The organism is Pseudoalteromonas sp. Z1A6, from assembly GCF_011378745.1.
GTDB classification, from domain to species: domain Bacteria; phylum Pseudomonadota; class Gammaproteobacteria; order Enterobacterales; family Alteromonadaceae; genus Pseudoalteromonas; species Pseudoalteromonas arctica.
Genome location: NZ_WTKW01000048.1, coordinates 1 through 17017 on the forward strand (window position 1 = coordinate 1; position 17017 = coordinate 17017).

12 protein-coding genes are annotated in these 17017 nt (G+C 39.6%); 2 read left to right on the forward strand and 10 right to left on the reverse strand.

The annotated features are described in order from the left end of the window. A partial coding sequence (locus GQR46_RS05075; RefSeq protein WP_240922886.1) for a hypothetical protein occupies window positions 1-266 on the forward strand: 266 nt, incomplete at its 5' end. Window positions 267-329: 63 nt separating this feature from the next. Further along, window positions 330-914, forward strand: a complete 585-nt coding sequence (locus tag GQR46_RS05080; RefSeq protein ID WP_165740234.1) for a hypothetical protein — start codon at window positions 330-332, stop codon at window positions 912-914. 22 nt (window positions 915-936) lie between these two features. On the opposite strand, the gene rluF is transcribed toward GQR46_RS05080, so the two are convergent. From rluF to GQR46_RS05130, 10 genes are all read right to left on the reverse strand, one after another. Further along, window positions 937-1974 (reverse strand): 23S rRNA pseudouridine(2604) synthase RluF, encoded by a 1038-nt coding sequence (gene rluF, locus GQR46_RS05085; protein WP_165740236.1) that lies wholly within the window; start codon window positions 1972-1974, stop codon window positions 937-939. 86 nt (window positions 1975-2060) lie between these two features. Further along, window positions 2061-3131, reverse strand: a complete 1071-nt coding sequence (locus GQR46_RS05090) for a DUF418 domain-containing protein (protein WP_165740245.1) — start codon at window positions 3129-3131, stop codon at window positions 2061-2063. A 30-nt stretch (window positions 3132-3161) separates the two neighbouring features. After that, window positions 3162-4376 (reverse strand): HDOD domain-containing protein, encoded by a 1215-nt coding sequence (locus tag GQR46_RS05095; RefSeq protein ID WP_165728031.1) that lies wholly within the window; start codon window positions 4374-4376, stop codon window positions 3162-3164. An 89-nt stretch (window positions 4377-4465) separates the two neighbouring features. Then, window positions 4466-6001, reverse strand: a complete 1536-nt coding sequence (locus GQR46_RS05100) for a glycogen/starch synthase (RefSeq protein WP_165740238.1) — start codon at window positions 5999-6001, stop codon at window positions 4466-4468. Window positions 6002-6083: 82 nt separating this feature from the next. Then, window positions 6084-7385: a glucose-1-phosphate adenylyltransferase gene (gene glgC / locus GQR46_RS05105; protein WP_002958601.1), complete on the reverse strand. Its 1302-nt coding sequence runs from the start codon at window positions 7383-7385 to the stop codon at window positions 6084-6086. A 14-nt stretch (window positions 7386-7399) separates the two neighbouring features. Next, window positions 7400-9937 carry a glycogen/starch/alpha-glucan phosphorylase gene (locus tag GQR46_RS05110; RefSeq protein WP_165740240.1) on the reverse strand — a complete coding sequence of 846 codons (2538 nt, stop codon included), beginning with the start codon at window positions 9935-9937 and terminating at the stop codon, window positions 7400-7402. After that, on the reverse strand, window positions 9930-11993 hold the full coding sequence (gene glgX / locus GQR46_RS05115; RefSeq protein WP_165740241.1) for a glycogen debranching protein GlgX: 2064 nt from the start codon (window positions 11991-11993) through the stop codon (window positions 9930-9932). Before glgX ends, GQR46_RS05110 begins: the two co-directional genes overlap by 8 nt. Further along, complete coding sequence (glgB, locus tag GQR46_RS05120) at window positions 11986-14256, reverse strand: 1,4-alpha-glucan branching protein GlgB (RefSeq protein WP_206009468.1); 2271 nt, start codon at window positions 14254-14256, stop codon at window positions 11986-11988. The genes glgX and glgB overlap by 8 nt, the downstream gene beginning before the upstream one ends. Further along, window positions 14257-16251: a 4-alpha-glucanotransferase gene (gene malQ, locus GQR46_RS05125; RefSeq protein ID WP_165740243.1), complete on the reverse strand. Its 1995-nt coding sequence runs from the start codon at window positions 16249-16251 to the stop codon at window positions 14257-14259. Window positions 16252-16260: 9 nt separating this feature from the next. Next, on the reverse strand, window positions 16261-16563 hold the full coding sequence (locus tag GQR46_RS05130) for an isoamylase early set domain-containing protein (RefSeq protein WP_007580752.1): 303 nt from the start codon (window positions 16561-16563) through the stop codon (window positions 16261-16263). Window positions 16564-17017: the final 454 nt, after the last annotated feature.

Genomic DNA, 17017 nt, shown 5'->3' on the forward strand with positions numbered 1-17017 from the left:
AAGGTATAGCATTGGAAAAATTTAAGTTAATAATACTTATAGTAGGCAGTATTTTTATACTTTTTGGCTATTTACGTTTTATAACCGACGAAAATGGTAACGTAAACTTAAACAACTATCGATTTACAGGGGGCTTATTGCTGGTAGTTTCCGGCATGATTGATGGCACAAGAGACTTAATTAAACGCCTGCGCTCTAAAAACTCATTATCGGCGATTGCGATTTATTTAGGTATACTCTTATTTTATATTGGCTTTAGCATTTAAGAGTTAAACATTAAGCGCTAATTGAGGCTTTATACAAAGCAATACTTTATGAGCGGATAACCGGTGACCTTTAAACAACTATTCAATAGCGCCCTGTTATTTTTAACAACGGCTCCCCCACTGGTTTTACTTGCATGGGATGAACAAGCCGATCCCGCTTTTATTCCCAACGGTATATATAACACTTTAACATTTACGTTACTTCCAATAATGACAATCGTGTTATCAGTTGCTTTATTTAGGCACCTATATAAAAAATACAATAATAACTTTGAATTTAAACATACGGTTAAAGATTATATTGTTGAACACGGGAAATTCCGCTCAGTATTTATACCAATCGGTTTACTTATTTTAATTTACTTATGGTTGTGGACGTCAGTATGTATTTCAGTAAAGTTACTGGCTAATAAATACGGCGATAATATATGGCAGCAAGAATATCAGTTACTCGAAGTAGGTACTTGTCCAACTGATTATGAATACAGTTGCGCAAAACTGACTGTACTGGATTTAAAAAGCTATAAAAAGCACACTTTTAGATGGTATTTAGATAAAGGTAGATTGGTGGGTTTGCAAAATAACAACGTAAACTTAGTGGGCGTTAAAAGCCCACTTGGTAATATAGTACAAGAAATACAGTGGTAGTAGAATACCACTTAGCTGCACATTATTTTTTTAGACTGAGAATACGGTCCGAGCTTGGTTTTGAGTCTGATTTAGCATTAGACGACTTGTTCTCTTTAATGCTTTTTGGCTTACCCACATACGTTGTAGAACGCTTTTGGTAAGGAGTATTACTGCGCTCATTTTTGCGCTCTCCGTTAGCGTTGCTGCGCTCAGAGTTACGATTTGTATTTCGCTCAGTACTACGCTCATTATTTCGATCACCATTATTAAACCGTCGTGGGTTTTCGCCCTGAAAATCACGTTTTTTAGGTGCTAAAGGTGCATTATTTTCTGATTGCTTATTAGTATCAAGCGAGTGCTCTTGGGTTTTACCAGAATCAGAAATCGAATCGTTTATTTGCGCCATTTCAATATCTGACAAGTGACGCCACTGCCCTACTTTTAAACCTTTAAGTGTCACGTTCATTATGCGCGTACGTTTTAGCGTTACAACTTCGTAGCCTAAATACTCACACATACGGCGTATTTGACGGTTTAAACCTTGAGTAAGTACTATTTTAAATTCTTTAGGGCCACTTTGCGTTACTTTACATTCTTTAGTGACAGTATCTAAAATAGGCACGCCATTCGCCATTTTTGTAACAAACTGACGATTAAGCGGTTTATCTACCGTAACAACGTATTCTTTTTCGTGATTATTACCCGCACGCAAAATCTTATTAACGATGTCGCCTTCGTTAGTTAAAAATATAAGCCCTTCAGACGGTCTATCTAAGCGCCCTATTGGGAATATACGCGTTGGATAATTTACCGCTCGTATAATATTACTTTGAATTTTACTTTCGGTAGTACACGTTATACCAACGGGTTTATTGTAAGCAATATAAACGCGCTTCGGCGTCGCTTTAAGCGGTTTACCATCAATTAATACAACATCGGTAGCGGCTACTTTTACGCCCATTTCTGGTAAGTAGCCATTAACGCTGACACGACCTTGCTCAATATATTTATCGGCTTCGCGGCGTGAACAAAATCCTGTTTCACTAATAAATTTATTTAAACGTTTTAATTCGGTCATGGCACTTATAGCGTAGTAATTTTTAAGGCGAGTAGTGTAAACCACCCACACTATTTTTTCGCCCCTAATTTACTATTTATAGACGTTTAAGCACTAATTTTTGCTTTCGTTAATTTACGCCATACATATTCAAGCGGACCTTGATTAAAATAGCGGCTGTATATAAAGGTAAATATGAGCTGCAGCACAACTAAACCCGTTGCTACTAACCAGTAATCAATACGATCAAAACTGAGTACCCAGTGCGTAAATAGCACTTTATATAACAATAATTGCATGAGTGTTTGGCTAATATATAAAGTAAATGCTAAGCGCCCTGCTTGTTGAATAAGCGTGCCGACGTGTGCCTTGTTATTGCAAAATTTAACAATTAAATGAATATAAAGCGTAGCCATACCTAGCGCCGCAAACATATTTACAAATTCTTGCACTCCATACCCTAAGCTGCCACTAAGCTGTGATGCATAAAGCCTAACACCACAAAAAATAATGGTCATTGCAACGCAAATTATTAATTGCTGAGTCGTTAAGCCTTTACTAAAAACGTCTTGTTTATATAAATAAATACCAATGAGCATAAGACCCACGCACATCCACATTATCATTATTGGCACCATAACAAGCATCAATGTGTTCATGGCGAGGTTACTAATAAAGTAATCAATATAGTGTGGGTTATATAAATCTATAAACTGTGCTGAATCGCGGTAAATCACTTCATCGGGTACGCTAGATATAACAAGCACGGTAGCTACACCCGATAACAAAATAAACTCAAGTCCTCTTTTTAAAAGTACGTTGCTATCACTCTCTAAATATTTAATAACAAACCAGCCAGATACACCGTAAACAAATAAAATATCACCTGCCCAAAGTAAAAACCCGTGCGCTAAACCAAAGAGTATTAACCAATAAAGCCTACTTTTTAATTGCACCTCAGACTTATAACGTTGCCATTGAATGTAAAGCCCGGCGCCAAAAAGCAAACTAAACAGCGTTCTAAAACGCCCATCTACAAACACGCTGCTAAAGGTGTGAATAATTGAGTCGCTAACAGGAGGATTAGTTAAAGAGGTATACCCGTATTCAAAAAGGCCGAAGGCGTAAGCATTCATGTAAACTAGGCCAAGCACGGCAACGCCGCGAATAAAGTCCATATTATAATTGCGCATTAAAGCTATTATCCGTTAAATATTATTCTTATAACTGTCAGCCCAATCGACTGACTGCTGGTAAAGTGGAGGTAGTATAGCACTATCTATATTTAGCAAAAGTACCGCTTGCTCAAGTGCCCACCAGCTTCCTGTTTCGTATGCTTTAACAACATTTAAAATATAATACAGTGTGTTTTTATCCCCTAATAATGCCGTTTTTATTTCATCAGGAAAAGGGAGCTTTTCAACAAGTAAGCTCATGGGTTGATCAAGGATTGCATCGAGCAGTGAAAATAATCCGGTTAAAAATGCTTCGCCTGGCTGGCTCTTATTAACCTTTTTTGCTAATAACTCACAAAAACGTGCGCGTACAACACACACTTGCATTAGCTCTGCCGGTTTTTTACCTGCGGTATGAGCAGTAACAATAAGGCTCACAAACTTTTTAAGGCGTTCATGCCCTAAATACACAAGCGCTTGCTTGAGTGACGATATTTGGCTTTGTATAGGAAACACACCGCTGTTTATTAAACGCAGCAATTTATATGCAAGTGCAGCATCAAGCTCAAACAGACCCGATATAGCTTTTATATCTGGACTTGTTTTCATTATTTCGGCGTAAATAGCGACGACTAAACCATAGTTATAGTCAATGTCATTTTGTTTGATCATGGTGGGTTTTGCAAAAAAATAGCCTTGAAAATAATCAAATCCCATATCAAAGGCGAGCTTGTAATCGTCTTGGGTTTCTATTTTTTCCGCTAGTATTTTTATTTGTTTATGCGCTTGTAACTTATTAATTATGGGCTGTATTTCGCTAAGAGGTGTAATTGCAATATCAAATTTAATGAGCTTCACAAGCTTTAAAAAACGATCCCACTGTGGTTTATATACAAAGTCATCGAGTGCGAGTTTGTAGTTACTATGAAATAAACCTCGGCATAGTTCATAGTTATCGTCGGTGGGTTCTATGGTTTCGAGTAACTCAATCACAACGTCTTGGCATGGTAGGAAAGCACATAAATCGAGTTTTAATGATTCTGGTCCTATATTAATAAGCGCTTTTTTGCCTGATGTAATATGGCGTGTACCTAAATTTAATTGATTTTCCATAATAAGCCTTGCTGTTGCTTGGCCTTCTGCAATATCTGGAAAATAATTTTTTGGACTATCACGAAAAAGTAGCTCATAGGCTACTACTTTTTTACTTCGATTGAATATTGCTTGCCTTGCAACAAATACAGACACATTACCTACTTCTTAGTTTTTATATAATACTAAGTAATTAAACCCTAAGCAGGTACATTTGTCACTAAACTTTAAAGTACAGCAACGATTTACCGGTATAAGGTTGTTATATAATCAGTTGCCACTTGTGGCCACGAAAAACGCATTTGCTCTGCGCTGTGCTTAATTTTATGCCACTTTTTAGGATTTTGCTTTTTAATTAAGAGAGTTTCGTCTAAACAGCTAATTAAATTACTCGTTTGCGTTGCTAACGTATCTCCATTAAAGCTAAAACCATTTTCGTGGTGTTTAACTGTATCTTTTAGTCCGCCAACACTGTGAACTAAACACGGTTGCCCCGCACGCATTGCTAGCATTTGGCTAATACCGCAAGGTTCAAATGAGCTTGGCATTAAAAATAAGTCACCTAATTGATACATTAAATCGCCAACACCTTGACCATAACCCTTCAAAAATAAAAGATTAGAATTACGCGCCATTGCTTTGGTAAATATGCTTTCGAGCTCTTTGTCACCCGAGCCGAGAATAATAAGTCTGCCGTTATGTTCATTAATGACTTGGCACACTTTATCAATAGCTAAAGCCTCATTAACCTGCTGGCACAATAACAACACTTTTTGCTCTGTAAGTCGGCCAACGCTTGTGACTAATGGGCCATTATTAACCGTTGCTTTAAATTGTTGTAGTCGTTGATGAGCAATATAATAGCCGCTTTGTAACTGCTCGCTATTAGCCATCCAAGTAAATAAAGTGTTCTCTGCTTGGCTATAAAAATCAGCGAGAGTTGCTCCTTCAAGTGCATTGCTTGGATATTCGCAGCCATTTAAAATACCGACAAGCTTACCTTGGCTTGCTGCATTTTGCAGATCTTGCTCAAGCCCTTCGCCACCAAAAAAACCATGCTCGTAATTACTAGGTTCAAGAACCTCTTGGCTGTAGGTTGGTGATACAACATGTATTTTATCGCAAAGATTTATTGCACTGCGCATAGGATTAAAGCAATGAGGGTAACGCGGGTCGCATAGTTGCTGGCCATTATAACTAAGTGACGGAAACCATGCCTCTAAGCTTGAGTCGTCGTGTTTAAAAGGTCTTATACCTTGCAGTGCAATATTATGCACTGTGTAGGCAATCGGTAAGGTATTAAGTGAGCTATAACGTGGCTCAAACTTAAGTAAAACTGCAACGCAGGCGCTGTGCCAATCATGTAAATGTAGCGCTGTAGGGCGCTTTAATACACCTTGTAATAATGCTTCGCAGACAGCTGCATTAAATAAAGCAAATTTTGTCGCATCAGTTGCAAAAGGCCTCCTCGGTGCATCGTTACAATATACACTACCTAATTCACTAAATAGCGGGTGGCTAATAACAATTTGGCTTACATTATTTTGGGCTTGTTGTACTTCAAAAACTGTTAATACATGCGGTTGAGCATTAAATGCAACGGTTACTTCACCTATATAAATACGCTCAAGCGGCTCAAACCCGTAGTCAGGAATAACAACGTCAACCGTTATACCTTGCTTTGCGAGCGCCCTTGGGGCATCGCGTACTACATCTGCCACACCGCCTACTTTTGCGCCTGGTAACGCGTCATTTTCTGCTGCAACCATTAATACATGCATTAATTTACTACTTCCTTTAGACCTGTGTGGGCTTGCTCATGAATGAGCAAGCTTTGTTGTCGTGCTTAATATTTAACGTATTTTACGCTAGCTTTTTATTCTCACGCGCTTGGCGCTCTAACTTTTTTGCAAGCTCAGTGAGCATATCACGAGTAACAAGAACGATGCCTTTCTTAGATACTCTAAAGCCATTTTCTTCATCTGTTTTTTTGTCAAAACCGATTTCGAGACCTGCCGGTATTTCACAGCTCCTATCTATAATCGCACGCTTAATTTTACAACCTCGATTTATAACCGCACCGGGTAAAATTACCGACTGCTCAATGGTACAAAATGAGCGAACGTGGACATTAGAAAACAAGAGTGACTTTCTAACCGCAGAGCCCGAAATAATACACCCACCCGACACAGTTGAGTCTAATGCCATACCGCGCCTATCTTCGTCATCAAAAATAAACTTAGCAGGTGGTAGTTGCTCTTGATATGTCCATATTGGCCACGTTGGGTCGTATAAATCAAGTTGTGGTTCTGGCATTACCAATTCCATATTAGCCTCCCAGAACGAATCTAGTGTACCTACATCGCGCCAATAAGGTTGCCCCTCTTGGTTTGGATCTCTAAATGGGAAAGCAAATACATTATGCTCTTCTATAATTGCTGGAATAATATCGTGACCAAAATCTCGGCCAGAGCCTTCATTCTCAGAATCTTTTTTAAGTTGCTCAAACAAAAATTCAGTATTAAAAATGTAATTCCCCATTGATGCTAAACATGTACCTGGCTTGCCGGGTACGGAGCTCGGCATTGCTGGTTTTTCATCAAAACGACACACTCTGTTTTCTTCATCAACGGTCATTACACCAAACGTATCTGCGGCTTCCTCTACTGGGACTTCAATACAACACACTGTCATATCTGCGCCCTTTTGCACATGTTCAGCCAATAAAGCGCCATAGTCCATGCGATACACATGATCTCCAGACAAAATCATCACATATTTAGGGAGTTCGTGACGAATAATATCTATGTTTTGAAAAACAGCATCTGCGGTTCCACAGTACCAATCATCACCTTGGCGCTGAGATGCAGGTAGTATTTCAACCGACTCACCCAGCTCTTTTTTAAAGTGGCCCCACGCGCGGTTTACATGGCGAATTAATGAATGCGATTTATATTGTGTGGCAATACCAACGCGTCTCACACCCGAGTTAATGCAGTTTGATAGTGGAAAATCAATAATTCGATGTTTACCACCAAAGTAAACTGCTGGCTTTGCTCGCCAATCGGTTAGCTCATGCAGGCGAGAACCGCGACCCCCTGCCAGTATTAACGCGTAAGTTTCTCTGGTTAGGCTACTTATGTAGCGATTTGCATAATTGGGCATAATACTCTCTCCATTTAGTCTAGGCTGTTAGTGGCATGGCTTTTAGTTGTCGTTAAGTCTGTTTCACTAATATTGAGGGGTTCTAAATGCCAAATGTCTTCACTGTATTGGCTTATGGTTCTATCACTTGAAAACATTCCACTGGCTGCCGTATTTAAAATACTCATTTGTGTCCAGTAAGTTTGATCTGCGTACGCTTTATCTACTTCTTTTTGAGCAGCTACGTAACTCTCAAAGTCATGAGCTACAAGCCATGGATCGTGCGGGCTTTTAATTGCATTGGTTATATCGTCAAATAAGCACGGTTCAAACAAGTTAAAATGGCCGCTTTCGAGTAGTTGCATTACATTATTTAAATCGCTATTTTGCGCGATTAAATGCTCAGGATTGTAACGTGACTTAATATCATCAATTTGATGAGCTTGTGCCCCAAACAAAAAGAAGTTGTCTGCACCAACGGCGTCTCTAATTTCAATGTTTGCACCATCCAGCGTGCCGATCGTCAATGCACCATTCATCATAAACTTCATGTTGCCAGTACCAGACGCTTCTTTGCCTGCGGTAGATACTTGCTCTGACAAATCGGTTGCAGGACAAATAACTTCCATAGCGGTTACGTTGTAATTAGGTAAAAAGGCGACGCGTAAATACGGGGCTGCTAACGGGTCTTTATTTATAACCTCTGCCACGTTATTAATAAGCTTAATAATTTTTTTAGCCATGTAATAACCCGGTGCTGCTTTACCACCTAATAAAACACAGCGAGGAACAAGCCCTTGGGTATCACCACGGCGAATACGGTCATATAAATGAATCACATGAAGTATGTTTAATAGCTGACGTTTGTATTCGTGAATACGTTTTACTTGTACGTCAAACATCATCGATACGTCAAAATCAACATCGCAGCGCGCCTTAACTAAATCAACTAAACGCTGTTTGTTTTCGCGTTTAGCATTTTGCCATTGCCCATGAAATGCTTTGTCATCGTAAAAGCGACGTAGGTCGCTAATTGTTGAAAAGTTTTTAACCCAGTCATGACCAATTTTTTCGCTGATTAATTTACTTAAAACGGGATTACAATGTGCAAGCCAACGTCTTGGGGTAACACCATTTGTTTTGTTATTAAACTTATCTGGCCAAAGCGCGTAAAACTCTTTAAATAAGCCCGCTTTTAACAGTTCGGTATGCAGTGCTGCTACGCCATTTACAGAGTAACTACCTACAATGGCTAAATAAGCCATACGAATTTGCGGCTCGTCGCCCTCTTCAATTAACGATAAGGCACGTTGTTTTTCAACATCACCCGGCCATTGCTGTGCTACTTGTGCTAAAAAGCGTGCGTTTATCTCGTAAACTATTTCTAAAATACGTGGCAATAGCTTTGAAAATAACGAAACTGACCACTTTTCAAGCGCTTCAGGAAGTAGCGTATGGTTTGTATAGGCCATTGTTTTAGTAGTGATTTGCCAAGCATCGTTCCAGTCAAGTTCGTAATCATCAATTAAAATGCGCATCAGCTCTGCAACGGCAATACTTGGGTGCGTGTCGTTTAACTGAAAAACATGAAAATCAGCAAAGTCACTAAAACTCTCGCCATGTTGAGAAACCCATTGATCTACTACATCTTGAATACTCGCAGATGATAAAAAGTATTGTTGGCGCAACCTAAGCTCCTTACCATTTTCGCTGCTGTCATTTGGATACAGCACCATGGTAATTTGTTCAGCTAGGTTTTTTTGTGCAACGGCTTCTGAGTAACTACCGGCATTAAATTCGGTTAAGTTAAATTCATCCGTCGCTTCTGATTTCCACAAGCGTAACGTATTTACAATATTGTTTTTATAACCCGGGACAGGAACGTCGTAAGGGACTGCTAATACATCTTGTGAACTCATCCACTGGCGATGCTCTCGGCCAAATTTATCTGTGTAACTTTGCACGTAGCCGCCAAATTTCACACGTTTAGCGTGCTCTGGTGCGCTTAGCTCCCACGGGTGTCCTTCGCGTAGCCAATTATCTGGTTGCTCAATTTGATTGCCATCTTTGATTGATTGGTTAAACATGCCGTATTCGTAACGAAGGCCATAACCAATGACAGGTAACGCTAGACTTGCACAACTATCTAAAAAACAAGCAGCTAGGCGGCCTAAACCACCGTTACCTAAACCTGCGTCGTGCTCGGCATCTTCAAGCGTTTCTACTGTTGTGCAGTATTCTTGTAATGCAGCAGCAACTTGGTCGTCTAAATCTAGGTTTAGTATTGCATTACCTAGCGCACGTCCCATTAAAAATTCAAGAGAAAGGTAAGCCGTTTTGCGGCGTTTCTCTTGCTTAATTTGTTGATTCGTTTCTCTGCAGCGGGCAACAAGTCTGTCGCGAATAGTCAGCGCTAAAGCATGGTATAAATACAGTCTTGATTCGCCGACCTTATCGCGGCCGAGGGTATAATAAAAATGCCGTGTTAAGTCATCTTTAAGCGTACTTTCATCTATAACAGGACCTTCTTGCCAGCCCTTTACTACACATACTTGATCACTTTGTTTAACCATGACTTACATCCTCTAAATTGGCACTAAAAACCCAGCTGCTTTGTGCTGTAATTTCAACCATCGCATCTTCATTACTACTCACAGATGCATTATTTACACTTGATAAAACCATTTGCCACGGTGCATTTATAGGCGAAGGCGGCATTTGGCAAAAAACTGTTTTTTTACTGGCATTAAATACCATCAGTAATGCATGATTATTTTGCTTATCAAGTAAGCTATACATTAAAAACTGCCTGGTATCTTCATGCCAATTCGCGTCGGTCATGGTTTTACCTTGTTCGGTAAACCACTTAACGGTAAAACGCTCGTCTATATCATCTAAAAATACACTGTGTTTAAACGCACGGTGTGCGCGTCTAATTTTTAACGCGTCATCAATAAATCGTGTTAGCGAATGATTAAGCTGAGAATCTTTCCAGGCAAGCCAACTCGTACGATTATTTTGGCAATAAGCATTGTTATTACCCCCTTGCGAGTGCGCCATTTCGCTGCCAGCGGCAATCATGGGTACACCTTTTGAGAGTATCAAAGTAAGTAAAAAGTTTTTTTGTTGTTGTAAGCGCAGTGCGTTTATTTTTGAGTCACTGGTAAAGCCTTCAACTCCGCAGTTAAACGAATGATTTGCACTGTGCCCATCTCTGTTTTGTTCACCATTAGCCTCGTTATGTTTTTCCTCATAACTCACTAAATCAGCAAGCGTGAAACCATCATGACTCGTTATAAAGTTAATACTATTGAGTGGTCCGCGCTGGCTGTGCTCAAAAATATCAAACGATCCATGCAAACGTTTTGCAACGCTTGCTATAATGCCTTTTTCACTTTGCCAAAAACGCCTAATTACATCGCGGTATTGATCGTTCCATTCTCGCCACGGCGGCGGAAATGCACCCAACTGATAGCCACCAGGGCCGATATCCCACGGCTCGCTTATTAGCTTAACCTTGTTTAGCACTGGGTCTTGAGCTACCACTTGTAAAAAAGTATGTGCAGAGCTAAAGCCTGCTTTCGACCGCCCTAAAATGGTCGCTAAATCAAACCTAAAACCATCAACTCCCATTACTTCAACCCAATAACGAAGGCTGTCGAGTACCAGTTGCAGTGTTTTAGGGTGGTCAATATTTATGGTATTCCCACAGCCAGTATCGTTTATATATACATCAGGCTGCCCTTCTACTGTGCGGTAATACGCTAAGTTATCAAAGCCTCTTAGCGATAATATAGGGCCATCTGCCCCCGCCTCTGCTGTATGGTTATAAACAACATCTAAAATAACTTCTATGTCGGCTGCATGAAGCTCACGCACCATTTGCTTAAACTCGTTTATATCGTCGTTTACCAAATAGTCTTTATGAGGGGTAAAAAAGTTCAGCGTGTTATAACCCCAATAGTTTTGCAGCCCTTTCCCTGTTAAAAATTGCTCACTAATAAATGAATGAACAGGTAAAAGCTCAACTGCTGTAACTCCAAAGCTTTGTAAGTGCTCAATAAAGCTTGGGTGGCTTATCCCTAAAAACTTTCCTTGAAGAGATTTGGGGATTTTAGGGTGACGACACGTAGTGCCCTTAACATGACACTCGTAAATAACCGTGTTTGACCAACGGTGGTTTGGCTTTTTATCCGCATAGAAAGTCGGAGCCGCTACTTTTGATTTAGGTATATCAATCGCATTATTTACGCAACTTTTAGTACCAATTGGCATTTGCCCGTAATGGCGTTCGCTCCAAGTAAACTCACCAAACAAGTCTTTTGCGTACGGGTCTATAAGTAGCTTATTTTCGTTAAATAATTGACCATTTTTAGGGTTATATTCACCCTCCACTCTAAAACCATAAAGTGCGCCTGCGCTTAATGGCGAAATATGAATACTCCAAATACCCCCTTCGTTGATATTCATCGCCATTTTTAGGATTTCTGAATGGCCACTTTTATCAAACAAACACACATAGGCTTGGCTTGCACCTGGCGCATAAAGCGCGAAGTTAACCCCATTATTAATAACACTAGAACCTAGCGGTTCTACATTACCGGGGGCTACATCAAATTGGTTACTCATCATCAACCTTTTGTAAGTAAATAGTTGTTAAGCCACCAATGGCAATTGAAATACTGTGTTTAAAGCCATGATTTGATTCATTTATTGCCTGAACTATCTGCGATGAATCTTTAGTTACCTCAACGCCAGAGCCAAAAAACTGAGTATCGTCTGTATTTAAAACAACTTTATAACGCCCTTTACTCGGTACGCCAATAACGTAGTTTTCATATGACGCGGGGGTAAAATTAGCAATAACAACCACAAAGTCTTTTGCGTTTTTAGCATAGCGAACAAAGCTTAAAATGCTCTGCTGATTATTATTGTTATCTATCCAGGTAAAACCAGCCGCGCTCGAATCTAACTCATACAATGCGGGTTGGTTTTTATAAACGGTATTGAGCGCTTTTACGGTGTGCTTTATACCGTTATGGCTTTGGTGCTCAAGTAAATGCCAATCGATAGAATGATCGTGTCCCCACTCTTTTCGCTGTGCAATTTCACCGCCCATAAACAAGAGTTTTTTACCCGGATGTGCCCACATAAATGCGTAGTAAGCGCGTAAATTAGCAAATTTCTGCCAATCATCGCCTGGCATTTTTTCAATTAACGATCCTTTACCGTGGACTACTTCATCGTGGCTTAATGGCAATATATAGTTTTCACTAAAAGCGTATACCATCGAAAAAGTCATTTCGTGATGATGATGCTGACGGTATAAAGGGTCGTGCTGCATGTAATGCAAACTATCGTTCATCCAACCCATATTCCACTTATAGCCAAAGCCTAAGCCGTTGTGCTCAACACTTTGGGTGACACCCGGCCACGCTGTTGACTCCTCAGCCACCATCATAATGCCTGGGTTGTTTTTATAGCTGCGCATATTGACTTGCTTTAGGCACTCAATTGCACCTAAGTTTTCGCGCCCGCCATAACAATTAGCAATCCACTCGCCTTCTTTTCGGCTGTAATCTAAATACAACATAGAGGCTACGGCATCTACACGCAGACCATCTAAACCAAATTGATGTAACCAATACATAGCATTTGAAATCAAAAAGCTTTTAACTTCAGGGCGGTCGTAGTTATAAATGTAGGTATTCCAATCAGGATGAAAACCTTGGCGCTTATCGGCATGCTCATATAAATGAGTGCCATCGAATCGATGTAAGCCATGCGGATCGCTGGGGAAATGCCCAGGCACCCAATCAAGTAAAATACCTAAATTAGCTTTGTGGCATTGCTCTACAAAGTATTTAAAGCTGTTGTAATCGCCAAAACGACTGGTAGGTGCAAATAAACCAACAGGCTGATACCCCCACGAACCATCAAACGGGTATTCACTTATTGGCATAAGTTGAAGGTGGGTAAAATTCATTTCAAGGGCGTAGCTAACGAGTTTGTCAGCAAGCTCTGTGTAACTTAAATAGCGGTTGTTTTCAGCGCGTTGCCATGAGCCTAAATGCACTTCATAAATACTAATTGGCGCATCAATATGATTACGCTTTTGTCTGTTTTGAAGTGCCTGCTCGCCAAGTGTTATAGGTTCTGGTTTATACTGCAGTACACTTGCAGTACCCGGTGCTTGTTGCATTTTAAATGCATAGGGGTCGGCTTTTTCGAGTACTTCTCCACTTTGGGCGGTAATTGCAAATTTGTAGCACATGTCGGCTTTAAGACCCGGTACAAATAACTCCCATACACCACTTGCCGGATGAAAACGCATAAAGTGGCGATTAGCTTGCCAAAAATTAAACTCACCAATAATAGAGACACTTGCCGCATTGGGTGCCCATACACAAAAGCGCACACCTTCTACGTTTTGTTGAGTACTAAAATGTGCACCAAAATGAGAGTAAGCATGTTCGAGGCTGCCTTCATTAAATAAATACATTGCCTGTGCATCAAGAGTGCTTTCAAAGCTGTATTCATCATAAAAGGTAACGCTGCTATTTGTGTACTGAGCAATGCATTGATAAGGCGCAGTGGGCAGCGCATCAACTTTGACTATAAATAAGTCACTTTGTTGATAGCGCTGTGCTTCAATATTTTTATTATTTAATGTAACGCTTACGTTTAATGCAGTTGGTAAGAAAAAGCGAATCTCAATACCTGCGCTTGTTTCATGTGCCCCTAAAAAGCTAAATGGGTCTTTAAAACGCCCTGTACTTAATGCATTTACTTGTGCATCGTAACTATTTTCATGTACTGAGCTGTCTTGTACTGAATTAGCAAGTTCTGAGCTGTCCTGTACTGACGATTTTTTGTTAATTGTACTGCTCATTTAACCTTTCCTTATTGAATCGATAGCAACTAAAAGTGAGGCATTTTTGGTAAAAATTTCTTCACTGGTATGCGTTAATACACGTCGCCAATTAGGATACTCTTTATCTGTCCCAGGGATATTTACCGGATACTGTTGCTCATCTAAATCATCTATTTGTATTGCAAATAAACGCGATTGAGAACCCGCTAAACATAATGCGAGTGCGTTATATACTTCGACTGAATGACTATGTAATAAAAGCTCGGTTGTATTGGTATGGCGATTAATAAATCGTAGTATCCTATGTTGCTCTTCTATTCGTTGTTGCTTTAATTGCGCGTATTCATCATCAGTAATAAGCTTGTATTGTTGCTTAATATTTAAATCAGCATGCTGCCACCAACCTGTAAATGGCGGTACATCATGATTGGCTATCATTAACAAGCAATGTGTTGCTAGCTCATTTACCGATAAAAATTCACCACTGTGTTGTTTTTCAAAATAAAATAAGCTGTTAGAAAAGATACCGCTAGATGCCAAAGCCTGCCTTACCTCTGGCGGTACAACGCCTAGATCTTCCCCAATTACGATACTCTGATTAATATGCGATTCAATTTTTAAAACCGCGAGTAAGTACTCAAACGGGTAGTAAACATAACAGCCATCTTGTTCGCCATTGTTTTCAAAGCACCACCATAGGCGTCTAATCGCCATAACGTGGTCAATTCTAAGTCCGCCTACACTTTGCATGTTTGCGCGAATAAGTGAGCGATAAAACTGGTAGTGGTTATTGCTTAAGCTTTGAGGATTTAGTGCCGGAAGCCCCCAGTTTTGGCCAGCTTCGGCCCATGGATCTGGTGGAGCACCTACACTTGCACCTTGGCTAAACAGTGTTTTTTGATTTTTAAATTCGGCTCCATCACCCGCACAGCCAACGGCTAAGTCGTTTATTAACCCGATAGCCATACCTCGCTCTACGCAACTTTTTTGGCACAGTGCCAATTGAATATGTGCTTGCCATTGCAGGTAATAATCAAACGTTACGTTATCTGATTCGAGGGTGTTTAGCGTAGTAGAATGTGTATTACAAAAATCTGTAAAAGCATGGCGACGCTCATCACTTGCTGTTAATTCAAACTGGTTATAAAGCGCTTCAAATAATGCATACTTTATACGGCTTACATTTTCATAATCTATAAACTGATCATTACTTTTAATAAGCGCAGTGACGTCGTCTTGCTGCATTAGAGTATTAAGCTTTTCGTTATTTGGTGCGTCTTCGCTTAATACTATAGAAATATAAAGAGGGTTTAATAAAGCGCGACTATTAGGACTATAAGGGCTTGCGCGCTCTGGCATATCTGCAAATAACAAATGCAATGGATTAAGTAATATGTAATCCATATTTTGCGAGCTACATAATTTTGTAAGCGTTAGTAAATCGTCGAAGTCACCGACACCTAAATTCGCTTTATTTTTTAACGTATAAAGCTGAATAGATAATCCAGTGCGCTTTGCATCTTCAACTTGATAAACTTGCTCAGGCACACACCAAATTTGTGTAATAGCCTGCTGCTCACCTACCTGAACATTAGCGTCATGATAGCCGATTGGCATAGTTTCAATAGGCAGTACCAGCTCAATGTAGCGAACGCCATGTAAGTAATACTCACCTGAAACCGCCAAATTATAAAGGTTATCAAATGCTATATTAATCCCAAGAGAAGGGATATTAATGTTAGCGGCTAAATTTTGCTGGCGTTCGTCTATACGAAGTTTTAAAGCGCATTTTTTTTGGTCAACCAAACTCACACTGGGTACTAAATCCAGCCAAAGCGATGCATCTAAATCATAAGTTAGTTGAGCTACTTGCGCTTCGTTATTTGTATCAACACCACAACATTGCAAAGCACGTTTACGCGTGTCTTCGCTAAAGAACACCTGTTCACCTGTATACTTAGTGAATTCAAAGCCAATACCATGCAGGTAAAACAACTGCGAAAGAGCATCCATTGAATCGCCTTAATTAATGCGTTGAGTATTTACTATGCTGTTTTCTGTACCAAATGTATTGCCAATGTAACCATCAGCTTGGTGGTCGTTGTCCCAAATATCGCCATTAATTAGATAACGAAAGTGAAATTGCTGATCAATAGGGAGTCGTTGTTTAAATTTAAACACACCTTGTTTTTTATTAAGCTTCATTGGCACGGGTTGCCAATCATTAAATTCACCTAATAAGCAAACTTCTTCTGCCTCAGGATGAGAAAACTCAAAGGTTACTTCAGCTTCATCTTTTGTTTTAAAAAAACGTTTATTCAACATAGCAGGCTCCAACTAAACCAAAAAGGGTACTTAATCTTTGCCACAGGCCATACAACTAAACAAAAAGGCGATGTGGATTCCATTCAAAATCATTAAACACGTTATAAGTTAACCAAAACTTTATTTACGCATTATTACAGTGCAACAATTCATTTTTTCTGCACCTAAAAAGTGCGGTTAGTATATAAACAATCTATTTTAAAAAGCTCACTAGTACAGAGCAATTTTTGAACCAACTAGGTAGGCATCACATTTTATTTATTTAACCGAATTTAACGTTAAATAATCCAAGAGTATTGCCTAAATTTATAAAATTCTTTTGTTATGTACTTTCATCAGCGATAATACACAGCATCTTAATACTCTGAAATATCATAATTTTCATGTTGAAAAAAAGCATTTTTATAACTATAGCCATCATATTTTTAATAATAGCCACACTTGTTGGTTCTTC